This window comes from Klebsiella sp. Lac1, from assembly GCF_009825425.1.
GTDB classification, from domain to species: Bacteria; Pseudomonadota; Gammaproteobacteria; order Enterobacterales; family Enterobacteriaceae; genus Klebsiella; species Klebsiella electrica.
The window spans coordinates 256,985-279,767 of the sequence record NZ_VJZJ01000001.1; the positions used below are offsets into that span (position 1 = coordinate 256,985).

Consider the following 22,783-nt stretch of genomic DNA (forward strand, 5'->3'; position numbering starts at 1 on the left):
GGATTCATTTTCATCTTGTCTCAGGTTGTACTTCATGTCCCTGGCAGCCACACGACTCTCCCACTCGTAAATAAAACTCAAATTCAACGCGGCGAACCTTGCCGTCCCAGTTTTTCAGCATGTCGATCGCCGCCTGGGCCATTTTGTCGACGGGCTGGCGGACGGCCGTTAAGGAAGGGACGTTGTAAGCCGATTCTTGTGTAGCGTTAAAGCAGACCAGCGCCACATCCTGGGGCACACGCAGCCCGTGCTCTGCCAATGCGCGTAAGCAGCCCAGCGCCTGCTGTTCATTGGTGGCAAACAGCGCGCGCGGCGGCTTACCCTGCAGCATACGTTTTGTCGCCTCATAGCCTCCTGCCCGCGTGTAATTGGTCGAAAAAATCCAGCCAGGGGTGACTGCAAGCGACGCTTCTTCCAGCGCTAACTGCCATCCCCGAATACGATCCTGGGTGTTGAGCATTTCACGCGGACCACAGATGATGCCGATATCGCGGTAGCCGTGCTCGATAAGATGTTTCGTCACCTGCCAGGCCGCCAGCTGTTCATCCACCTGAATAACGCTGACGTTTAATCCGGCATCGACGCGATCCAACATCACGCAGGGCGTGCCGCTCTCTGCAATCAACTCAATATACGGGTGCCGGTCAACGCTGGTATAAATCAGGCCGTCGACCTGGCGATTGAGCATGTTGTTGATCAGTTCACGCTCTCGTCCGCTGTTATCTCCCGCATCCCCCAGCAGGAGCACCTTACCGTCAGCAAACGCTTCGCGCTGCAGGGCGTGCGCCATGGAGGCAATAAACGGGTTTGAGATATCCGGGGCCACAAGCCCGTATGTCTGCGTGCTCCCCGAGGCCAGCGCGCGGGCGATACCATTGGGCCGGTAACCGGTTTTCTTAATCGCCTGCAGCACGCGCTGTCGGGTCGTTTCAGCAACGGGGCGTGGACCGTTATTAATAACGTAACTCACGACCGCGACAGATGTTCCCGCCTCCTTTGCGACATCGGAACGTGTTACGCGCTGTGAATGTGATTGGGTCACGGGGCACCTACCTGGTTGAGTTCAGAGCATTCTCTTTTCCGCACAGCATAAGGTGTTGTCAGCCAAAAATCTTTGGTAACGCACGCGCACTCGCCGTTCTCCGTACTCAAATCGCGTCCTCAGGTAAATTGAGATCGCGCCCGCGCGTCTCCGGAGCGAAAAAGGTGGTCACCAGACCGATGGCGGCCATCAGCGAGAAATAGACGGCGATAGGCCACCAGTGCCCGTAGAACGAGAGCAGCGCCGAGGCCACCAACGGCGCGGTACCGCCCGACATAATCGAGCCCAGCTCTTTGGCGAAGGCCATTTTGGTATAGCGGTTAGTCACGCCAAACAGCTCAACGCCCCAGGCCGCCTGGACACCGAAAATACCCAGCGAAGCGAGCCCCATGCCGGTAATAATGGTGGGGATAACAATCCACGGCTCACGGGAGTCGAGCAGCATAAAAGCCGGAAATGCGTACAGGATCAGTAACAGGCAGAACCAACGATAGATGATGCGTCGACCGAAGCGATCGGAAAGCCAGCCCGCCAGCGGAATAATGGCGAATCCCAGAATCGAGGCGATAAACACCGCCACCGTCGGGACCGATTTATCAACCATCAGAACCTTGGCGACATAGCCAATGATAAAGCCCTGGGCGAGGTAGGAAGGGCCATTTTCGCCGATGCGTAAGCCGACCATCGTCCAGAACGCACGGGTGCGTCGCCAGAAGCTACGGGTGTCGTGTTGTTTCATTACCTGGCCGCGGCGCAGCGATTTTTCACGTTCGGCCTTGAGCAGCGCTTTTTGCCGTTCAAAGACCGGCGTTTCACGGATATGGCGGCGAATGAACAGCGCCGTCGCGGCGATGAGAATGCTGCTGAGGAAAGGGATGCGCCATCCCCAACTGAGCAACGCATCTTTGTCCATTTGTAAGACGACGAGCCACACCAGAGAGGCGAGTAAAGTGCCGCTGTTGGAGCCGAGAGCGATAATGGAAGAGACCAGCCCGCGGCGCTTCACGGGGGCGTATTCTCCGAGCATCACGGTGCCGCCTGAGAGTTCTGCTCCGGCCCCCAGCCCTTGAGAGAATCGCAGAATAACCAGGCACACCGGCGCCCATACGCCAATCTGGGCGTAGCTGGGAATTAAGCCGATTAGCATGGTTGAGAATCCCATCAGGCCGATGGTGATCACCATGACAATTTTCCGCCCGTGCCGGTCGCCTATCCAGCCAAACAACAGCGCGCCGATGGGGCGCGCAATAAAACCAACGGAATAGGCGGCAAAGCTGGAGAGAAGCGCCATGACAGGGGTAGCCTGCGGAAAAAAGACATCGCCAAAGATAATGCCGGCGGCAAGCCCGTAGAGGGCAAAATCGGCATATTCCATCGTGGTGCCTAACCAGCAGGAAAACGTCGCTCGCCAGAATTCGCGGCGCCCTTCGGGTGTTTCCATGCGCTCCTGGGCAGCCTGCTGGCCGTCAGTCAGGGGAACAGAGGATGAATGCGTGTTCATAACAACTCCTTGAAGTAAGCTGTCGACAAAAGTCGCAGGTTTTAACGCTTTATGTTCTACCCGCGTAGATATTATATTTTTTCGGTAAATTAATAGATCTACCCGCGTAGAATTGAAAGATGAAAGAGTCAGGATTGCGAAAGCGATCACTTATAACAGGCAATTGTTACAGAAAATGGAGCACCGGAATCGATGCCCCACAAGCTTTACCGATCGAGGACGATCAGCGGTGAGTGGTTCGATGGATCGTTTAACACCGTGATGTCAGCGCCGTAGAGTGCGTTCAGCGCCCGCTGTTTCAATACCGCCTGCGGCTGACCATTATCAACAACCCTGCCTTTTTCCATCAGCACGACACGATCGGCGTAGCGCGCGGCAAGATTGAGATCGTGGAGCACGCAGCAGACGTTGAACCGCCGTTCGCGTACCAGTTGACGCAGCAGGCGAAAAAGGTGCTGCTGGTGGTGAATATCCAGCGCGGAGGTCGGTTCATCGAGAAACAGCCATTTGGGGGAGGGAACGGGCTCCCAGAGCTGTACCAGCAGACGCGCCAGCTGTACCCGCTGCTGTTCGCCGCCGGAGAGCCGCCGGTAGTCGCGGGAGGCCAGCTCGCGGCAGTCGCACAACGCCATGATGTACTCCGTTTCATCAGCGGAATGATGTGTGCCATAGGGATGTCTGCCCATGCGGATCACTTCCTGCACGCGAAAAGGAAACGCCATCTGGCTATTCTGACGCATCACCGCGCGGCGCTTTGCCAGTTCGCTTATCGACCATTCTGCCAACGGTTTACCCAGCAGCGCGCAGCGCCCGCTGTGCGGTTTCAGATAGCCCGTTAACTGGCGCAGCAGCGTGGATTTTCCAGCGCCGTTCGGCCCGAGAATGGCGACGATCTCTCCACCCGTTAAGGTCAGGGAGACATCGTCAGTCAGGCGCCGGCCCCCGGCGATATAAACCAGATTTTGCGTCTCGATCATGACGGCCTCCGGCTGCGTAGTATCAACCACAGAAAATAGGGGCCGCCGATCAGACTGGTCAACAAGCCGACGGGCATTTCCGCAGGCTGTACCAGGGTGCGAGCCAGGGTGTCGGCCAGCAGGAGTAAACAGGCGCCAGCCAGAGTAGCACAGGGGATCAGCCAGCGATGATCTGCCCCTGTGGTCATGCGAATCAGATGCGGGATTACCAGCCCGATAAAGCCGATCGCGCCGCTTACCGATACGGCGGCACCGACCAGCAGCGAGCTGAGCAACAGTAGCTGCTGGCGTTTGCATTTGACGTTGACGCCGAGGTAGTGCGCTTCTTCATCGCCAAGCTGCAGCAGGTTCAGCGTTCCGGCGAGGCAGATCGTTGCGGCAATCGCTGGCAGGACAAATGAACCGGCTACCAGCAGCGTAGGCCATTGGGCATGGCCAAGATTGCCCATCAACCATAAGGTGAGCTGGCGAAGCTGTTGGTCATCGCCGATATAGCTCAGCACGCCGATCGCCGCGCCGCACAGGGCGTTGATGGCGATGCCGGCTAACAATAGCGGCATCATGCCGCCGTGGCTGTGGCGCTGGCCGATCAGGAAGATTACCGTACAGACCACCATGCTGCCCGCCACGGCAAAAATCATCTGCTCATATAGCGCCAGAATCACGGGAAACGAAAACGGCAGTACAATCGCCACCCCGACCATCAGCGCAGAGCCGCTGCTGACGCCAAGCAGGCCGGGATCGGCCATCGGGTTACGAAAGAGGCCTTGCATAATGACTCCCGCCGTGGCTAGCGCGCCGCCGACCAGTACCGCCAGCAGAACCCGCGGCAGGCGAATGTTCAGCCAGATAGCACGATACTCCTCAGTGAGAAGGACGCTGAAACTGATGTGCAGCGCCCCCTGGCTGGCGCCGAGCAGCACTAGCGCGATCAGGAGCAGTGAAAGACCCGCCAGCACGCTGACGGAAGAGAGTGAATCCTTGAGCACGCGAAACTCCATTACGTCTTTACGGCACGGATGTTCCGCGCCGTGAGGGGATTACGCCGGTTTCAGTTCAGGTTCAACCAGGCTGTAGATCTGGTTGTTGAGTGCTGGCGCCGCGGCCAGTTCAGCAATGTGGGTGGCGACATCCGCGCGGCGCACGAAGCCGTGGCACTCCCGATTCTGTATCCTGAGCGCTTTACCGGTCGCTTCACCACTGAGCAGCCCGCCGGGGCGAAGAATGGCGTAATCCAGTGTGCTGGTTTGCAGCCAGTTTTCCGCCAACGTTTTTTCGCGCACGGCCTGGCCAAAAGCGGCCTTCGCACGTGCTGAGAGAAAGGGCCAGCCGTCGCCGCAGCCCAGCGAGGTCACCAGAATCATCCGCCGGATGCCTGCTTTTTCGGCTTCATCGATAACGGTACGGTGCGCCAGGTAATCCTGCGATCCGCCCATTGATGAGATGATGAGGGCATCCGGCCCGGCGGCCCGACAGGCGCTGGCCACGATGCTCGCATCGCAGGCATCGCCGTTGAAAACCTGTACGCCTTGTTGTTGTCGCTCAGCGGCGGTCTGAGGGTTGCGTACCACGGCAATTACCGGGCGGCGTTCGGCCAGCGCGCGCTCCAGCGTGTGGGCCCCGACGCCGCTGCCGCCGGGACCGAAGAGTAACCATGGCGTCATCAGGCATGCTCCTTTAGAGCGGCGGCCAGGGTATGGAAAGCGTTGACCTGTTCGCTCAGTAGCTGGCGGTGCTCATCGCGACCAAGGAAGATTTTGAGCATGGCGCTGCCTGCCTTGTTAAAGAAAAGGATGGAGGCGGTATCCATTGCCATAAATTGACGTTCGATCAAGGCGATATGCGTGCAGTTTTCTGCCTTGATGTGCCCCGTCATGCCCTTTTTACCGCGCAGATTGAAGTAGCCGTGGCGGTGGAAGCCGGAAGGTAGCTCGCCGGTAAACTCAAGGATGACATCCGCAGTATGGACCAGGGTGGTGACTTTGCCCCATTCGCAGACGGTTTCCCAGACGGTGTCAAAGCGGTCGCCGGAGACCAGCGTCGGAGAAGGCAGGTTTCGCACCACCTCCAGAAGGGGGATATTGTACCGCTCGGCGATCGCTTCCAGCGTGCCGTCCGGCTCGGTCTTTAAAAAATCCTGCAAAGAAACATGGCTCATAAATTACTCCTGTTAGGGTTTCCCGACCGCAATACGCGGCGCATTAAGTTCCTGAATCAGTTCATCAAGAGACTGCAAAATATTGCTTGCCCAGAAACGACCCTCGTTGGTCAGACGTAGGCAGGTAGAGGCGTCGCGGGTGAGTCCCGCTCGGTGCCATTGGCTCAGTAAAGGGGCTAACTTTTCGGCATGGGGCGTCAGTTCAGCCAATGGGATGCGCGCCGTTTCAATGCCCGCCTGTAGGGTGTGACGCCACTGGTAACTGCGCTCGGCGGTCCGCATCATCATCAGCGGTTTTTCCCCGGCGGCGATGGATTCATGCCAGGCCGCGAGATTACGTTCGACCATCCACGAGTAGCCGTTGGCCGAACCGCCCGCGCCGGAGCCAAATGCCAGACAGTCGGCACCCTGTTTAATCAACAGGTTGTAAAGGTTGCGTTCGCGCGTAGTGCGCGCCCAGTGGCTATTGCTGATGCAGCGCCAGCCTGCATCGTCCATGAAATCACAGCCCTGAAGATAAAGGTCGCGACGCTCGGTCGGAGAAGGGACCACGGTTCGGCCGTTTTCCACGGCTTTGCCCAGCGGCGTATGAGGGATCACATTGAGGGCATAGAGATCGACGCCGTCGAGACCAATATCGCTGGCGATCGCCAGATCTTCTCCCCACAGTGCCGCATTCTGGCCGGGCAGGCCGAATAGCAGATCGCACACCACGGCGGCGCGATCGCGTTTCAGCAGTCTCTGCATAAAGTCTACCGCCGTAGGGCCGTCGGAGGTGCGGGCCATCTTCTTACGGATCTTGCTGTTGAAGGACTGAATGCCGATGGAAAAGCGATTGGCGCCGGCATCCAGACAGGCGTCAATCCGGTTCGCGTCAAAGTTAAGCACCCGGCCTTCAATCGTGATTTCACAATCCGGTGCCAGCGGCAGCTGTTCACGTAGCGCGGTGACGATTCTCGCCAGATCCCGCGCCGACAGCGCAGACGGCGTACCGCCGCCGAAGTAAACCGCATGGATGGGGGCCGACTGATGCAGCGCGCTGTCGGCTTCCATGGCGATTTCCCGCAGCAGAGCATCGGTATAGCGGGCGCAATGATCCTCCGCAAAACGGTTTTGATAAAAACCGCAGAACGTACAGTGGGTGGCGCAAAAGGGAATGTGTAAGTACACCAGTCTTTTACGATGGGGCACGCTCTGGCTGATGACCTCTTGCCAGGTTTGAGACAGCAGCTCTTTTGCTATGGGGATCACGCCACGCCACGGCATGGTGGCGCGACGATCTTTAAATGGCTGGTTGCCCTCCAGCGCAAAATGCGGGGTGAGATCCAGCGCGTTGTGAGTATTCATACGTCTATATTAAATCCATCTATTGAGGCCAAAATTGCTGGTGCAGGGACTCAACCGCGTCAGCGACGCGAGGGCCCATGCCGAGGATCAGCGCTTGATCGACGATGACAATGCGCTGATTTTTCCAGGCGGCGGTGTGGGTTAGACCAACTATCGTGCGCAGACGATTAAGATCGCCATCGACCATTTGCGAAGTCACGACAATCACCTGTGGATTGGCCGCAATCAGCGATTCCGCGCTATAGCTTTTGTACTGCCTGTGCGTCGCCACATTCCGGGCACCTGCCAGGGCCAGAATGGCGTCTGCGACGCTGCCTTTGCCGGCGACCTGCGGCGCGCTGCTGCCAGCGGAGAGAATAAACAGCGCTTTGACCGGCGCGCTTCTCGCCGCCACGCTGCGCTGGACGCGTTCCAGGCGCTGCTGGATACGGTTCACCAGCGCTTCGCCTTGTTCCTGTGCCTGTAGCGTTTTTGCCAGCTCGCGAATATTGGCGTACATCTGTTCCACCGTAGCCGGTACGCGCGGCAAAGTGACGACGTTGACCTGTTGCGCGCGTAGCTGGTCGAGAACGATTTGCGGCCCGGCATCCTGCCAGGTGATAAAGCGCTCCGGGCGCAGGGACAAAATGCCTTCACTACTGAGCTGCTTCCAGTAGCCGATATGCGCCAGCGCGGCGGTTTCCGGCGGATAAGAGGTGGTTTCATCTACTCCGACCACGCGGTTGCCAGCTCCCATCGCGAAGATAATTTCGGTCAGCGAACCTCCCGCGACGACCAGCCGTTCGGCCTGTGCACTACAGACGCAGGCGAGAGCCAGTAAGGCTGCGATAAGTCCCTTCATCGTCAGAAATTCCATGCGAAGCCCACCGCGGCGTTAAAACCTGCGGCAGGAATCGTTTCATGGGCGGTCTGGTAGCGCTTGTCGGTCAGGTTATTGAGCGCCAGGTTGACCTGATACTGATCCTGCGGGCCAAACTCGGTCGTGAGGGCGAGGTTAAGGGTGGCCCAGCCCGGATAGTTAATCTCCTTACTGCCGGTGTTATCTTTGGCACTGGAGGCGGCGCGAACGAAGAGATCGGAAGAAACGTTGACTGCATTCAGCAGCAGCGTATGTTTCAGGCCTGCTCGTCCCGTCAGCGTCGGTTCACCGGTATCCCAGGTTTTAAGGGCCTCGCCCTGGTACTGACGACGAATAATATTGCCGCTCAGATAGGGGGATACGGCCCACCCGTTGTATTCCGCTGTCAGCTCCATGCCCCAGGTTTTGGCGCGGTCAATATTGTCGTAGTAGTAATATTCACCGCGTGAGGAGCTACTGTTGCCGTTACAGATCGCGTTTCCTGAGCAGGCCAGACTGGCGATATAGTCTTTGGCTTCGGAGTAGTAAATCGCCCCGTCAATCAGCCACATATTCCCTTTATACCGGGCGCCCAGCTCATAGTTACTGGAGTGTTCCGCTTGCAGATTGGGGTTGCCGTAGGTCACGCCGCCGCCAGCAGACGTCTGCATAAACAGCTGGGTCAGCGTCGGGAAGACATACCCCTGCGCATAGGCGGCGCGCAGTTCAATATCTTTAAAACCGGAATAGCGCAGGCTGGTGGAGGTGACGAACTCATCGTCATGTGCTGATTTTCCAGCGGAGGACTGTCTGATCCTGTCGCTACGATCGAGTCGCGAGGAGAGCCAGTACTGACGCGCGCCGACGGTCCATGTCCAGTCGTCGGCGAAATGCCAGTCGTTTTGCGCAAATAATGAGGTGTTACTCTGCTGGGCTTCAATATGCGACAAGGTATGGGTCTGGGTATCGAAGAAGCCAGTGGCAGCAGTCTGGCGCGTGCTGCTGCTGGAGTCCTGCTTCACCTTGTCATGCTGATACTGGGTGCCGAGAACCAGCTCGTTGTTCGCCGGCAGCGAGAAGTTGCTCTGTAACGTGACACCCTGAGTGTACTGCTTATCCTGGGTATGGGTCTGATTACTGACCGTCAGGGCCTGGATTAGCGGGCTGGGAATCGGCTGGGTGGTCTTGACCCGGTTTTCAAATTTACGCTCGATGGTCTGGGTATAAGCGTCGAAATGAATTTTTTTCAGGTAATCGCCGTCGGCAGCATAGTCATAGAATACCCCGACCTTTTCGCGCTCCAGTTTCGGGATGCGGACGCTGAATTCGTCATACTGGTTATCGGCGTCGCTAAGCCAGGTTTGCGTCGCGGTTTTGTAGCGATCGAGCGACAGGCCGAACTGATGGCGATCGAGATGGTAGCCCAGCCAGACGCCCTGAGCGTTATTGTGAAAGTGGGTATCGGGCAACCTGCCGTCAGGGGTGTCGCGATCGCCCTGATCGGAGTAGCTGCCGTTGATACGATAGTCAAAGCTGTCGATGCTGCCCCAGGTGGCGGCAGACTCTTCCCAGCCAGCGGTGGCCGAGTTATAGACGGCTTTGATACTGCCTGCGAGCGGCTTATCTCCGCCTTTTTTGGTGATGAAGTTGACGACGCCGCCAATGGCCTGTGAGCCGTAAAGAACCGAGTATGGGCCTTTTACCACCTCGATACGCTCGAGAGCCGATTCGTCAATCAGCAGCCCGGCGCCGTAGTTCTGCCCGGCGCGCTGGTAGCTGACAACCTGACCGTCGATCAAAATCAACACCCGGGAAGAGGCTTCGCCGCGAATACGAATTTGCTTGCGACCGGCCAGCGCGTTGTCGGTCACCTCAACCCCGGGAATATCCTGCAGATCGTCGGCGATTGAAACGCTGGTTGATTTATCCAGCGTGGCCCGGTCAATCACCTGGATCGTCGCCGGGCTTTCCCAGAGGCTGGATTCTGCACGATTAGCGGTAATGACCAGCGTCTCTTCGCCGGTATTTTGCACTGAGGAGGTCGGGCTTGCCGCCGCAACGGTAGCGGCAACAAATAACGAGAGAGGGGAGAGCCACAGGCTTCCCAGGTGTGTCCTTGGCATCATCAAAGTAACCCTTAATTGTAATGATAATTAATCGCATTCGCGTTTATGGGGTTTTATCAACTGTGCGTCCAGTCATTAAGGGGTAAACAGAATGCACCTTTGATGTGGGTCAATTTCTCACGCGAGGTAAGTTATTTTTTGTGATGAATATCGCGTCAGGGTGGAGCGGAGGAAACATTAACATGATGAAATATATGACTTATATTCATTCATCAAGGAAATAGTGGGGGTTGGCGAGATTAGTCCTACAATAGAGATCAGAGGATGCAGCAGGGTGGAGGAAAAATGAATATCAGCGATGTGGCAAAAAAAACCGGCTTAACCAGTAAAGCGATTCGCTTTTATGAGGAGAAGGGACTGGTCACGCCGCCGCTGCGCAGCGAAAACGGCTATCGCAGCTACAGTCAACGGCACCTCGATGAACTGACCTTACTGCGCCAGGCGCGGCAGGTCGGCTTTAATCTGGAGGAGTGCCGCGAACTGATTTTTCTGTTTAACGATCCGTCGCGGCACAGTGCGGACGTTAAGCGCAGAACGCTGGATAAAGTGGCGGATATTGAGCGCCATATCAGCGAGTTGCAAAATATGCGCAGGCATCTGCTGGCGCTGGCGGAATCCTGTCCCGGCGATGACGGCGCCGATTGTCCAATTATCGACAACCTTTCCGGCTGCTGTCACCGCAAGACGCGGGCTTAGCGGCGCAGCGCGGAGGCCCGCACGCGTAGCGTAATACCTTCGACGGCCAGTACCTCAACGTGGCTGCCTGCGCCGAGGTCCTCATCGGCGACCACCGGCCACCAGCTGTCGCCGACGCGCACGTGACCATGGCCGTTGATCAGCGGGCTTTCCAGCATAAAGACGCGACCGACCAGCTGCTTGCCGCGCTGGTTGAGCTGCGCGTCGGCCGGTTTCTGGCGCGCGACCTGCCTGCGCAGCCAGTGTGACCACAGCCAGGCGGCCAGCAAGGTCAGTGCGGCGAACAGCGTGCCTTGCCACTCCCAGCCGAAGGGCAGTCCCCAGGCGAGAAGCCCGGTGACCACGCCGGCGATGCCGCTCCACAGCAGATAGCCGTTGCCGCCCAGCATTTCAGCGGCCAGCAGCAGCCCGCCGAGGCTCAGCCAGAAAATATGCGGATGGGCGAGAATGAGCGCGATCATGATTTTTTCCGTTCGCCTGAGCCTTCTTTAATCAGTTCGCTGATACCGGCGATGGAGCCCATCAGGCTGCTGGCATCGAGCGGCATCATCACCACTTTGCTGTTATTGGCGGAACCAATTTTCTGCAGCGCATCGGTGTATTTCTGGGCCACAAAGTAGTTAATCGCCTGAATATCGCCGGAGGCGATCGCGGACGAGACCATCTGCGTCGCGCGGGCTTCCGCTTCCGCCGAACGTTCGCGGGCTTCGGCCTGCAAGAATGCCGACTGGCGTTCCCCTTCCGCTTTCAGGATCTGCGACTGCTTTTCGCCTTCGGCTTTGAGGATTTCGGCCTGGCGTATCCCTTCGGCTTCAAGAATATAGGCGCGTTTGGTTCGTTCGGCTTTCATCTGAGCGTTCATCGAGGCAATCAGTTCAGCCGGCGGACGCACGTCGCGAATTTCAACGCGGGTAATTTTGACGCCCCACGGGTTCGTTGCTTCGTCGACAATATGCAGCAGGCGGGTATTAATGCTGTCGCGCTGAGAGAGCATTTCGTCAAGTTCCATCGAGCCAAGAACGGTACGAATGTTGGTCATCGTCAGGTTAACAATCGCCTGCTGTAAATTGCTGACCTCATAAGCCGCTTTTGGCGCATCAATGACCTGAATAAAGCACACCGCATCAATGGTGACGTTGGCGTTATCGCGTGAAATAACCTCCTGGGAGGGAATATCAAGCACCTGCTCCATCATATTAATCTTACGGCCAATCCGATCCATAAAGGGCACCACCAGGCTTAAACCCGGCTGTAGCGTCATGGTGTAGCGGCCGAAACGCTCAACGGTCCACTGGAAGCCCTGGGGGACGATTTTGACGCCGGCCATGACCACAACCAGCGCGACGAAAATGAGTACGGGGATAAAGATCAGCATCAAAAAACCTCCTGTTTTATTGCCTGATGAGGCGCCAGAAAAAATGACGCAAGTTTAAATTAAGTATATCTTTCTCCTCATCCAGGCGAAAGGAAACTAGAGTAAACTAGCAGGGTTGTAGGAAAAAAGTGGAACAATAATGAAGGAAAATAACGCTATTTTGCGTCTTGAGAATGTTGGCTTTCAGGTCGACGAGACGGTCATTCTTAATAATATAAACCTCCAGCTGCGCGCCGGGGAATTTAAGCTGATTACCGGACCTTCCGGCTGCGGGAAAAGCACCTTGTTGAAAATTATCGCCTCGCTGTTGAGCGCCACCTCCGGGCAGATTTTTTTTGCCGATCGCGATATTACGACGCTGTCGCCGGAAACCTATCGCCAGCAGGTCTCCTACTGCGCGCAGACCCCGGCGCTGTTTGGCGACTCGGTCTATGACAATCTGATTTTTCCCTGGCAGATTCGCCGTCAGCAGCCGGATCCTAAGGCGCTGGTCGCTGATTTACAGCGCTTTGGCCTTGCGGAAAATACGCTGGAAAAATCAATCAATGAGCTTTCCGGTGGCGAAAAACAGCGGGTTTCGCTGATCCGTAATTTGCAATTTTTGCCCCAGGTCTTGTTGCTCGATGAAATTACCAGCGCGCTGGACGAAAGTAATAAACACAACGTCAACGATATTATTCATCGTTATGTGACGGAAAAAAATATTGCGGTGCTGTGGGTCACCCACGATCGTAATGAAATTGCCCATGCTGATGAGGTGATTACGTTGCAGCCCGCTGGCGGCAGCGCTCAGGAGGTGTCTCATGAACGGGCATAATATTACCAACGAATCGCTGGCGCTTTCGATGGTGCTGGTGCTGGTGGCAATTATTGTGAGCTACCGGGAAAAACTGGCGCTGGAAAAAGATATCGTCTGGAGTATCTGTCGGGCGGTGGTGCAGCTGATTATTGTCGGCTACGTCCTGAAATATATCTTCAACGTCAATCACGCGCTGCTGACGCTGCTCATGGTGCTGTTTATTTGCTTTAACGCGGCATGGAATGCGCAAAAGCGCAGCAAATATATTGATAAGGCCTTCCTGTCGTCATTTATTGCTATTACCACCGGCGCCGGGCTGACGCTGGCGGTGCTGGTCTTCTCCGGCTCCATTGCTTTTGTGCCGATGCAGGTGATCCCGATAGCCGGGATGGTGGCCGGGAACGCAATGGTGGCGGTTGGGCTGTGCTACAACAATATGGGACAGCGCTTCAACAGCGAGCAGCAGCAAATTCAGGAGAAGCTCAGCCTGGGCGCCACGCCGAAAATGGCGGTCGCCGGGTTAATTCGCGACAGTATTCGCGCATCGCTGATCCCGACCATTGATTCGGCTAAAACGGTGGGGCTGGTGAGTTTGCCCGGCATGATGTCAGGGCTGATTTTCGCCGGGATTGATCCGGTGAAGGCCATTAAGTATCAGATTATGGTGACGTTTATGCTGCTGTCCACCGCCAGCCTGTCGACGATCATCGCCGGCTATCTGACCTACCGGAAGTTCTTTAACACCCGCCATCAACTGGTGGTGACATCGTTGAAAAAGCGTGCGTAAGCTGCCCCCGGATTGCGGCTGACGCCTTATCCGGGCTACAGGGCTACCGGCCCGCAGACGATGGTGAGTCCGTAGCCCGGCTAAGCGCAGCGCGAGCCATCGGCCCGTAGCCCCGGTAAGCGTAGCGCGACCGGGGGGATTGACGCGGATAAGAGGATTAGTACAGCAGTGAATAGAGCTGGCGGCGGTACTTCGCCGCTAAGGCATCGCCGGTACCGAGTGCGGCAAGGATCTCCTGCAACATCTTGCGTATCTGGCCGTCGCCGGCGGCTAAATCTTTCTGCAGGTGGCTGAACAGCAGCGCCAGCGCTTCTTCATTGCGGCCAACCTGATGCAACTGTAGCGCGAGCTGAGCGGCCAGCGCGGCGTCTTCCGGATGCTGCTCAACCTGCTGCTGCAGCTGTTGAATTTCCGGCGTATCCGCCGCCTGTTTCAGCAGCTCAATCTGCGCGACCAGCCCCTGATAGCGGGTATCCTGATCCTGCAACGGAACGGTTTTCAGCACCGCTTCGGCTTCGTCGGAACGCTGTAGCGCGATCAGCGTTTCCGCCAGCAGCAGGCCAATCTGGCTCTCCTGGTTCGACAATTGCCACGCGTCTTTCAGCAGCGGCAGCGCCTCAAGATAGTTTTCTTCTTGCATCAGCGCCAGCGCCTGCTGAGCTTTCAGCTCTTCTTCGCGGGGCAGGACTTTATCCAGCAGCGCACGGATGGCTGATTCCGGCTGCGGGCCTTCAAAGCCGTCTACCGGCTGGCCGTTCTGGAACAGATAAACCGTCGGGATAGAGCGCAGGCCAAACTGTGAGGCAAGCATCTGCTCAGCGTCGCAGTCCACTTTCGCCAGCGTAAACTGTCCGTTGTATTGCGCAGCCAGCCCTTCCAGAACCGGCGTCAGCTGCTCGCAGTGCTGGCTGCGCGCTGACCAGAAATAAAACAGCACCGGCGCGGTAACGGATTGCTCCAGCGTCTGGTGCAGGTTAGCTTCGGTAATATTGATAACATTCTGTACTGACATGAGCGCATCTCTTTAGTCGATTTTGGGTATACATGGGGGCGACAGCCGGAGCTTCAACTCAGCCCTGGATAATTTTGTCCATCAGTCGCGTCGGCAGCAGGCGTTTGAGCAGCGCCACGGCGTGGGTGACAAACGTCACCGGATAGCGCAATTGCGGTTTGTCGCTGGTAAAAGCATGGCGCACTTTTTCCACCACCGCTTCCGGGCCGAGGGTAAAGCGCGCGGCGATACCGGGGTTCTCCACCGGCTTATCGCGTTGGGTCTGGTTGACATTGGTAGTAAAACGGGTGGTGATGGGACCGGGCTCAATCAGGCTGACCTTGATGCCGCTATAGCGTAGTTCCATACGCAGCGCATCGGACCAGGCTTCCAGCGCATATTTGCTGGCGGCGTAGGCGCCGCGACCGGGGCTGGAGATGATCCCCATGACCGAGGAGGTCATCACGATACGCCCTTCGCCGTGCGGCTCCATCGCCGGCAGAAGTAACATCGTCAGCTGGTGTGCGCCGAAAAAGTTGGCGGAAAACTGCGCCTCCATCTGCTGACGGCTAATGGTGGTGAGCGGGCCATAGACGCCGTATCCGGCATTATTAAACAGCCCGTACAGGCGATTATTGGTCAAGGCGATGACCTCCGCGGCGGCGCGTTCAACGCTTTGCGGGTCGTCGAGGTCCAGCAAAATACCGGTCAGCCCGAGCTCCTGCATCCGCGCCACGTCGTCCGCTTTACGGCAGGCGGCCAGGACGTTAAAGCCCTGGCGTTTTAAATCGAGGGCGCTTTCAAGACCAATACCGCTGGAACAGCCTGTTACTAAAACCGATTTTTGCATAACTTTACCTGCAAGCGACGCCTGAAGATCAGGAGTCATGATTAACTAAGGGAGCCAGCCGGGTTGCCATCCAGTCGGCAATAAAGGGCTGGGCATCACGATTGGGATGGATGCCATCATCCTGCATCCACTGGGGCTTCAGATAGACCTCTTCCATAAAAAAGGGCAGCAGAGGAATATCGAACTCTTTCGCCAGAGCCGGATACAGGGCGCTAAAGGCTTCATTATAACGACGGCCATAGTTTGCGGGCAGGCGAATTTGCATCAATAACGGCTGGGCGTTAGCGGCTTTGATATCCTGAATCACCGTACGCAGAGTCTGCTCCGTCTGCTGCGGCGGGAAGCCGCGCAGCCCGTCGTTGCCTCCCAGCTCGACCAGCACCCAGCGCGGCTGATGCTGTTTGAGCAACGCCGGGAGTCTTGCCAGCCCTTGCTGCGAGGTGTCGCCGCTGATGCTGGCGTTGATGACCGGCGTGGTGGCCTGCCACTTATCGTTGAGTAGCGCAGGCCAGGCGGCGCTGGCGGCCATGCGATAACCGGCGCTCAGGCTATCGCCAAGAACTAATAGCGTGTCGGCGGCGATGGCGCGGCAGGCAAAAAAAATCAGAAACAGGAAAGGCAAATGCCAGCGGAAAACATACTTGAAGTTCATCATCTTAAGAAGTCCGTCGGTCAGGGAGAGCATCAGCTTTCCATCCTTACCGGAGTTGAGCTGGTTGTCAAACCGGCGCAGACCATCGCCCTGATTGGCGAGTCGGGTTCGGGGAAATCCACGTTGCTGGCGATACTTGCCGGGCTGGACGACGGCAGCGGCGGCGAGGTCTCTCTACTTGGCCAGCCGCTGCATACGATGGATGAAGAGGCGAGGGCGCGGCTGCGCGCTAAACACGTCGGCTTTGTCTTTCAGTCATTTATGCTGATTCCAACGCTTAACGCTCTGGAAAACGTCGAGCTTCCGGCGTTGCTCCGGGGGGAGAGCGATAACCAAAGTCGTGGCAGCGCCCGGGCATTGCTGGAACAACTGGGGCTGGGGAAACGCCTCCATCATCTGCCGGCGCAGCTTTCCGGCGGCGAGCAGCAGCGGGTAGCGCTCGCCCGCGCGTTTAACGGGCGGCCCGAGCTGCTGTTTGCCGATGAGCCTACCGGTAATCTTGATCGCCATACCGGCGACAAAATTGCCGATCTGCTGTTCTCCCTTAATCGAGAGCATGGTACCACGCTGATCCTGGTGACCCACGATCCGCTGCTGGCGGCGCGCTGCGACCGACGGCTGCGTCTGGTGGACGGCCAACTGCGGGAGGAAGCATGATTGCCCGCTGGTTCTGGCGCGAATGGCGCTCGCCCTCGCTGCTGATTGTCTGGATGGCGCTGAGCCTGGCGGTGGCCTGCGTGCTGGCGCTGGGGTCGATCGGCGACCGGATGGAAAAGGGACTCAGCCAGCAGAGCCGCGAATTTATGGCCGGGGATCGGACGCTGCGCAGCTCGCGCGAGGTGCCTGCGGAGTGGATTGACGAGGCGCGCAGGCTCGGGCTCACCGTCGGAGAGCAGCTGAGTTTCGCCACCATGACCTTTGCTGGCGATACGCCGCAGCTGGCGGATGTGAAGGCGGTCGACGATAGCTATCCGCTCTACGGTCAACTGGAGACGCAGCCGCCGGGCCTCAAACCCCAGGCCGGCAGCGTGCTGCTGGCACCGCGCCTGATGGCGCTGCTGAACTTAAAAACTGGCGATACCCTTGATGTCGGCGATGCCACGCTGCGCATTGCTGGCGAGGTGGTACAAGAGCCGGATGCCGGGTTCAACCCCTTCCAGATGGCTCCCCGGCTAATGATGAATACCGCCGACGTGGCGAAAACCGGCGCGGTACAGCCCGGCAGTCGTGTCTCGTGGCGCTATAAGTTTGCCGGAACCCCGCAGCAACTGGCGGACTATGAAAAGTGGCTCCTGCCAAAGCTGGGGTCTGAACATCGCTGGATCGGCCTGCAGCAGGACGACAGCGCCTTGGGCAAATCACTGGAGCGCTCGCAGCAGTTTTTACTGCTGTCCGCGCTGCTCACGCTGTTGCTGGCGGTTGCCGCAGTGGCGGTGGCGATGAGCCATTACTGCCGTAGCCGCTACGATCTGGTGGCGATCCTCAAAACCCTTGGCGCCGGACGCGCGCAGCTGCGTAAGCTTATTGTCGGCCAGTGGTTGATGCTACTGGCGCTGGCGGAGGTGGCTGGCGGCGCGATGGGGGCAGGGCTAGAGCAGATTTTATTGCTGATGCTGAAACCGGTGCTACCGGTGGCCTTACCGCCGGCCAGCGGCTGGCCGTGGCTGTGGGCGATCGGCGCGATGGTGGTGATTTCGCTGCTGGTGGGGTTACGACCTTATCGCCTGCTGCTGGCAACGCTGCCGCTGCGGGTTCTGCGTCGGGATGTCGTTGCCAACGTCTGGCCGCTAAAAGTCTATATTCCGCTGGTGTCTGCGATGGTGGTGATGCTGCTGGCCTGGCTGATGGGTGGAAGTCCGCTGCTATGGGCGGTGCTGGCCGGTGCCGTGGTGCTGGCGCTGCTGTGCGGCGTGTTGGGCTGGGGGCTGCTGTGGCTGCTGAAGCGGTTGACGCTGAAAGCGCTACCGTTGCGTCTGGCGGTGAACCGTCTGCTGCGCCAGCCGTGGTCAGCCCTGAGTCAACTGGCGGCGTTTTCGCTGTCGTTTATGCTGCTGGCGTTGCTGCTGGTGCTGCGCGGCGATCTGCTGGATCGCTGGCAGCAGCAGTTGCCGCCGGAAAGCCCCAATTACTTCTTGATCAACATTGCGCCGGAGCAGGTGGCGGCGGTGAAAACGTTCCTTGCCGGGCACCATGTTACGGCAACCGAGTTTTACCCGATTGTCCGCGCCCGCCTGACGCAAATTAACGGACAGGCGGCGGAGAGCAATAAAGACGAAGCGTTGAACCGGGAACTGAATCTGACCTGGCGCAGCGAGCGGCCGGATCATAATCCGCTGGTGGCCGGTAGCTGGCCGCCTAAGGCCGGAGAAGTGTCCATCGAGGAGGGACTGGCGCAGCGGCTGGGAATCAAATCCGGCGATAGCGTGACCTTCACCGGCGATACGCAGGAATTCAGCGCGACGGTCACCAGCGTACGCAGGGTGGACTGGGAGAGCCTGCGGCCAAACTTCTTCTTTATCTTCCCGCCGGCTGCGCTTGACGGGCAGCCGCAGAGCTGGTTGACCAGCTTCCGCTGGGATAACGGCAATACGCTGTTGACGCAGCTTAACCGCGAGTTCCCCACCGTCAGCCTGCTGGATATTGGCGCGATTCTCCGCCAGGTGGGCCAGGTGTTGACGCAGGTCAGTCGGGCGCTGGAAGTGATGGTGGTGCTGGTGACCGCGTGTGGTATTTTACTGCTGCTGGCGCAGGTCCAGGTCGGTATGCGCCAGCGCTATCAGGAGCTGGTGGTCTGGCGCACGCTGGGGGCCGGCAAGTCGCTGCTGCGTACCACGCTGTGGGCGGAGTTTGCGCTGCTGGGCGTGGTCTCCGGCATCGTCGCGGCCATCGGCGCGGAGGTTGCGCTGGCGATGCTGCAAACCAAAGTGTTTGATTTTCCGTGGGCGCCGGACTGGCGACTGTGGGTGATGCTGCCGCTGTGCGGCGCGCTGCTGTTGTCATTATGCGGCGGCTGGCTGGGATTGCGTCTGTTAAAAGGCAAGGCGCTGTTTCGCCAGTTTAGTCAGTGATTGAACCGGGGCGTCATCGGGTAAACGCCCGGCGGCGCTGCGCTTGCCCGGGCCTACGGGAAACGCAGGCTGTTGATATATTGGCGCCGCAGGCCGGGTAAGGCGTCAGCCGCCACCCGGCAAAATGTGGGCACTTCCCGCGATGGCAAAGGGCGCAGGTCGGGTAAGGCGCCAGCCGTCACCCGGCAAAATGCGGGCACTTCTCACGATGGCAAAGGGCGCAGGCCGGGTAAGGCACCAGTCGCCACCCGGCAAAATGCGGGCACTTCTCACGATGGCAAAGGGCGCAGGCCGGGTAAGGCACCAGTCGCCACCCGGCAAAATGCGGGCACTTCTCGCGATGGCAAAGGGAGTTGGCCGGGTAAGGCGCCAGCCGCCACCCGGCAAAATGTGGGCACTTCCCGCGATGGCAAAGGGCGTAGGCCGGGTAAGGCGTCAGCCGCCACCCGGCAAAATGCGGGCACTTCTCACGATGCAAAGGGCGTAGGCCGGGTAAGGCGTCAGCCGCTACCCGGCAAAATGCGGGCACTTCTCGCGATGGCAAAGGGCGTAGGCCGGGTAAGGCGTCAGCCGCCCCCCGGCAAAATGCGGGCACTTCTCACGATGCAAAGGGCGTAGGCCGGGTAAGGCGCCAGCCGTCACCCGGCAAAAATACGAGCGCCGTCGCTAAAGGAATGCTATTGCAGATGACCAAGGTTCAGCGCAGTGAGCGGTTCATTGACGTCGAAAACTTTGCAGATAACGTCATCCACGCCGAGTGATTTCAGGCGCGCGGTATGCTTCTTGAGGTAAGCGAGGGCGGTGTCTTCATCTTCGAAAAGGTAGATCCCGCCCGCCTCGTGGTTCTTTTCGCTTTCAGTCCATACCTTCCAGATAAACCCTGGCTCCTGATTGATGGACTCGGCCAGCTCCCCGAGCTGGCGGGACATCTCGCTGCCGAAGGGGCCGTTAAAGGCAAAGTGCAACTGCAGTAGTTTTTTCGACATGATTCCTCCATGGATGATATTTGAGCGGTAATACGTCATTTTAATGACCGAACGATGAAATGATAATCGTTGATTTTTTAACGGCACAAAATGGTAACTTACTGATTTTAAACCGCACTAAACATTAAAAACCCAACAACACGTCATGCCAAATCACGGTTAATATTCAACTGGAAACTATAAGGTTGCTTATTACTCAAGGAAAAAGCATGGCACATAAAATAAAAGCGCTGGCAATGACGATCGGCGCAGCTCTGGCGTTAACTTCTTTCGCCTCCCAGGCGGAGATTACGTTACTGAAACAGGACCCGCAGGCCGGAGATCCGCTGAGCCGCCTCAACTTTACCGTCGGTGGGAGTATTCGTCCGCAGTTCAACATGATGACCGGCGACGGCGATAAAGGCTCTTATAAGCGCAATGGTTTTGATGGCGGGACCCGTTTCCGCTTCGCCGCTGATTATTATCTGTTTGATGATATTAGCTGGATCAGCTATTACGAGCTGGGGGTCAATATTCCGGCGCTGTTTGACTGGGACAACCACTATGCGGAAGGCGCTAATAATACCACCCGTCGTATGTTATACACCGGGCTGAAGAGCGACACCTGGGGAACATTAACTTACGGCCAGCAAAACAGTATTTACTACGACGTGGTCGGGGTGAAAACCGATATCTGGGATTACGACATGATAGCCCAGGCGCCGGGTAACGGTATCAACGGCGACTACGATGGTTCGTACCGTTCCCGTAATATGTTGAAATATAAGAAAACGGCGGGTGATGTTGACCTCTATGCCTCTTATTTGTTTGAAGATAATGAATATCTGCCGGGCAATGGCCTGCGCTATAAGCGTAAAGGCGGTGGCTCCGTGGGCGCGGATTATCACATCACCAAAGATCTGACCTGGGGGACCGCGTGGAACTACACCCGTGCTGAGATGCGTAACCCGTCATCATCAGACAATAAAACCTATGATCAGAATATCCTCGGTACGGCGCTGAGCTGGAAGCCGGATAACTGGACCTTCTCCTTCGGCGGCGGTTGGTATCAGAACTTTTTGACCACCAAAAAAACCGATGTTCATGACTATTTCGCCGGCGATGCCTGGGGGATTGAGTACTTTGCCGGCTATACCTTCCCGATTGGTCAGTACGCGGTGAAAACGATTCAGCCGTACTTTATGGGGGACCGCCTGGAGTACGTCAATGGCCGCAATTATCAGCGAATTGATAACGGCCTGGGGATCAGCTTCCAGCTGGATTACGGCTTCCGCGTTGATTATGAGCACGTCTTTACGTCCAGCACCGACAACCTGGGAGATATGAACCTGGTGCGTCTGCGCTACGACTTCTAAGCGGGAACGGCTCCCCGGTGGCGCTGCGCTTACCGGGGCGACAGGTCCGTGCCGTTGTGTAGTCGCGTAGCCCGGCTAAGGCGTTGACGCCGCAAGCCGGGGCGGTAGGGTGTTGAATGACTTCTCCAGCCATGAGGCGACGTCATTCCAGCTGCCGCGGAAGATAATTTTTTCCGCTTTTTTGTTCAGCTGATAGCGATACATCGGGTCGTAGTACTCTTGCAACAGCGGGACCAGCCAGGCAAAATGGGCATCGGTAGCGGCGCCTCGCCGCTGCGCAGCCAGCGCCCCGTCAAGCAGGGCGGTAAGCCGGGCAAAACGCTGTAACCCCAGGCGACGGCGAATGGCGAACAGGCCGTGATGCAGATATTCACTGTACGCCTGCCAGCCTTCCTCTTCACCGTAAGCATTAATAAAATCACGGTGCATACGGTCAAAATACTCTTCCCGCAGGCGCTCAAGGCGAATCTCAAACGGGTCTTCGACTACCGCCAGCGGCGATTGCGCCATACGCTCACGCAGGCATTCCGGCAGGTGGTTGGCGCCTATCATATGCCCTTCATCTTCCAGCACCCAGCGACGATGCTGCCCGGCTTTTTTCAACATTGCCACGGCCAGGTGGTTTTCAAACGTTGCCTGGGCATGCTGTTCACGCAAGGTGCGGCCGAACGACGAGCCGCGATGGTGGGCGAGCCCCTCAAGATCGATACCGTCGGGGCGGGAGCAGACCAGCTGGGTCTTGCCGTTGCCGGTACAGCCGCCGATCAGCACGATCGGCCGTTGGACCAGCTCTTCGGTGAGTTGGATGGCGACCTGGCGCAGTGCCTTGTAGCCGCCGACGATCAGCGGGTACTCGATGCCGGCTTCATGTAGCCACTGCTGTACGATGTGCGAGCGCTGGCCGCCGCGGGCGCAGCACAGATAGCCCTGCGGATAACGTAAGCAGGCGTCGCGCCATGCGGCGATACGCTTTTCCCGCACCTCGCCGTTGACTAACCGATGGCCCAGCTCTAAGGCCGCGTCCGCGCCATGGCGTTTATAGCAGGTGCCGACGGCGGCACGTTCGGCGTCGTTCATCAGCGGCAGATTCAGTGCCGCGGGAAGTGCGCTTTGGCGGAATTCGATCGGGGCGCGGACGTCAATGATTGGCGTGTCCGCCGTGAGAATGGTGCGGTAATCCGTCCCATTTTTCATGGCTCATCCTTCTGAAGTCAAACTGACAGCGTCTTTTAAAT

The 22,783-nt window shown here is 57.9% G+C and carries 23 protein-coding genes; 6 read left to right on the top strand and 17 right to left on the bottom strand.

The genetic code is table 11. The annotated features are described in order from the left end of the window. Positions 1-10: 10 nt before the first annotated feature. The 9 genes from FNY10_RS01180 to FNY10_RS01220 all read right to left on the bottom strand — a co-directional run bounded on the left by FNY10_RS01180 (position 11) and on the right by FNY10_RS01220 (position 9,989). Positions 11-1,042 (bottom strand): LacI family DNA-binding transcriptional regulator, encoded by a 1,032-nt coding sequence (locus FNY10_RS01180; protein WP_141965194.1) that lies wholly within the window; start codon positions 1,040-1,042, stop codon positions 11-13. A 106-nt stretch (positions 1,043-1,148) separates the two neighbouring features. Next, positions 1,149-2,543, bottom strand: coding sequence for an MFS transporter (locus tag FNY10_RS01185; protein ID WP_004858838.1), 1,395 nt, complete (start codon positions 2,541-2,543; stop codon positions 1,149-1,151). Between the two features lie 206 nt (positions 2,544-2,749). Beyond that, on the bottom strand, positions 2,750-3,520 hold the full coding sequence (locus FNY10_RS01190; RefSeq protein ID WP_141965193.1) for a heme ABC transporter ATP-binding protein: 771 nt from the start codon (positions 3,518-3,520) through the stop codon (positions 2,750-2,752). Beyond that, the gene (locus FNY10_RS01195; RefSeq protein WP_416309017.1) at positions 3,517-4,509 is read right to left on the bottom strand and encodes a FecCD family ABC transporter permease; all 993 of its coding nucleotides are present in this window, start codon (positions 4,507-4,509) and stop codon (positions 3,517-3,519) included. Before FNY10_RS01195 ends, FNY10_RS01190 begins: the two co-directional genes overlap by 4 nt. A 51-nt stretch (positions 4,510-4,560) precedes the next feature. Continuing rightward, entirely contained in the window at positions 4,561-5,184 is a 624-nt protein-coding gene (gene chuY, locus FNY10_RS01200; RefSeq protein ID WP_160702138.1) for an anaerobilin reductase, read from the bottom strand. Next, on the bottom strand, positions 5,184-5,678 hold the full coding sequence (gene hutX, locus FNY10_RS01205) for a heme utilization cystosolic carrier protein HutX (RefSeq protein WP_141965190.1): 495 nt from the start codon (positions 5,676-5,678) through the stop codon (positions 5,184-5,186). The genes chuY and hutX overlap by 1 nt, the downstream gene beginning before the upstream one ends. A gap of 12 nt (positions 5,679-5,690) precedes the next feature. Further along, entirely contained in the window at positions 5,691-7,025 is a 1,335-nt protein-coding gene (gene hutW / locus FNY10_RS01210) for a heme anaerobic degradation radical SAM methyltransferase ChuW/HutW (RefSeq protein WP_160702136.1), read from the bottom strand. 19 nt (positions 7,026-7,044) lie between these two features. Then, positions 7,045-7,866, bottom strand: a complete 822-nt coding sequence (locus FNY10_RS01215) for a heme/hemin ABC transporter substrate-binding protein (RefSeq protein ID WP_141965188.1) — start codon at positions 7,864-7,866, stop codon at positions 7,045-7,047. A gap of 2 nt (positions 7,867-7,868) precedes the next feature. Continuing rightward, entirely contained in the window at positions 7,869-9,989 is a 2,121-nt protein-coding gene (locus FNY10_RS01220; RefSeq protein WP_160702134.1) for a TonB-dependent receptor, read from the bottom strand. 285 nt (positions 9,990-10,274) lie between these two features. Here FNY10_RS01220 and cueR point away from each other — a divergent pair, with 285 nt between their 5' ends. Beyond that, a complete protein-coding gene (gene cueR / locus FNY10_RS01225; RefSeq protein ID WP_131047532.1) occupies positions 10,275-10,685 on the top strand; it encodes a Cu(I)-responsive transcriptional regulator in 411 nt (136 codons plus the stop codon). Here cueR and FNY10_RS01230 read toward each other — a convergent pair. Further along, the gene (locus tag FNY10_RS01230) at positions 10,682-11,146 is read right to left on the bottom strand and encodes an NfeD family protein (RefSeq protein ID WP_131047533.1); all 465 of its coding nucleotides are present in this window, start codon (positions 11,144-11,146) and stop codon (positions 10,682-10,684) included. The two genes, cueR and FNY10_RS01230, sit on opposite strands and share 4 nt — an antisense overlap. Then, on the bottom strand, positions 11,143-12,060 hold the full coding sequence (locus FNY10_RS01235) for an SPFH domain-containing protein (RefSeq protein WP_004858844.1): 918 nt from the start codon (positions 12,058-12,060) through the stop codon (positions 11,143-11,145). Before FNY10_RS01235 ends, FNY10_RS01230 begins: the two co-directional genes overlap by 4 nt. A 139-nt stretch (positions 12,061-12,199) precedes the next feature. Between FNY10_RS01235 and fetA the strand changes: the two genes are divergently transcribed. Both fetA and fetB read left to right on the top strand, forming a co-directional pair. Further along, positions 12,200-12,877 (top strand): iron efflux ABC transporter ATP-binding subunit FetA, encoded by a 678-nt coding sequence (gene fetA / locus FNY10_RS01240; RefSeq protein WP_160702132.1) that lies wholly within the window; start codon positions 12,200-12,202, stop codon positions 12,875-12,877. Next, positions 12,864-13,646, top strand: coding sequence for an iron efflux ABC transporter permease subunit FetB (fetB, locus tag FNY10_RS01245; RefSeq protein ID WP_131047535.1), 783 nt, complete (start codon positions 12,864-12,866; stop codon positions 13,644-13,646). Before fetA ends, fetB begins: the two co-directional genes overlap by 14 nt. Before the next feature lie 157 nt (positions 13,647-13,803). On the opposite strand, the gene FNY10_RS01250 is transcribed toward fetB, so the two are convergent. Genes FNY10_RS01250 through tesA form a run of 3 tightly spaced genes read right to left on the bottom strand, consistent with a single transcriptional unit; the run spans position 13,804 to position 16,142 of the window. Continuing rightward, complete coding sequence (locus tag FNY10_RS01250) at positions 13,804-14,658, bottom strand: thioredoxin family protein (protein WP_160702130.1); 855 nt, start codon at positions 14,656-14,658, stop codon at positions 13,804-13,806. A 58-nt stretch (positions 14,659-14,716) separates the two neighbouring features. Further along, entirely contained in the window at positions 14,717-15,526 is an 810-nt protein-coding gene (locus FNY10_RS01255; protein ID WP_160702128.1) for an SDR family oxidoreductase, read from the bottom strand. Beyond that, positions 15,516-16,142: a multifunctional acyl-CoA thioesterase I/protease I/lysophospholipase L1 gene (tesA, locus tag FNY10_RS01260; RefSeq protein WP_131047538.1), complete on the bottom strand. Its 627-nt coding sequence runs from the start codon at positions 16,140-16,142 to the stop codon at positions 15,516-15,518. Before tesA ends, FNY10_RS01255 begins: the two co-directional genes overlap by 11 nt. Between tesA and ybbA the strand changes: the two genes are divergently transcribed. Further along, positions 16,110-16,796, top strand: a complete 687-nt coding sequence (gene ybbA, locus FNY10_RS01265; RefSeq protein WP_131047539.1) for a putative ABC transporter ATP-binding protein YbbA — start codon at positions 16,110-16,112, stop codon at positions 16,794-16,796. The genes tesA and ybbA overlap by 33 nt on opposite strands. Next, positions 16,793-19,207, top strand: a complete 2,415-nt coding sequence (gene ybbP, locus FNY10_RS01270) for a putative ABC transporter permease subunit YbbP (protein ID WP_160702126.1) — start codon at positions 16,793-16,795, stop codon at positions 19,205-19,207. The genes ybbA and ybbP overlap by 4 nt, the downstream gene beginning before the upstream one ends. A 178-nt stretch (positions 19,208-19,385) precedes the next feature. On the opposite strand, the gene FNY10_RS01275 is transcribed toward ybbP, so the two are convergent. Beyond that, positions 19,386-19,685 (bottom strand): hypothetical protein, encoded by a 300-nt coding sequence (locus tag FNY10_RS01275; RefSeq protein WP_160702124.1) that lies wholly within the window; start codon positions 19,683-19,685, stop codon positions 19,386-19,388. Positions 19,686-19,884: 199 nt separating this feature from the next. Continuing rightward, a complete protein-coding gene (locus tag FNY10_RS01280) occupies positions 19,885-20,193 on the bottom strand; it encodes a monooxygenase (RefSeq protein ID WP_141965181.1) in 309 nt (102 codons plus the stop codon). 209 nt (positions 20,194-20,402) lie between these two features. Here FNY10_RS01280 and FNY10_RS01285 point away from each other — a divergent pair, with 209 nt between their 5' ends. Continuing rightward, a complete protein-coding gene (locus FNY10_RS01285; protein WP_141965180.1) occupies positions 20,403-21,548 on the top strand; it encodes a porin in 1,146 nt (381 codons plus the stop codon). Positions 21,549-21,623: 75 nt separating this feature from the next. Here the strand turns inward: FNY10_RS01285 and mnmH are convergent, their stop codons facing one another. After that, on the bottom strand, positions 21,624-22,742 hold the full coding sequence (gene mnmH, locus FNY10_RS01290; protein WP_160702122.1) for a tRNA 2-selenouridine(34) synthase MnmH: 1,119 nt from the start codon (positions 22,740-22,742) through the stop codon (positions 21,624-21,626). Positions 22,743-22,783 lie beyond the last annotated feature (41 nt).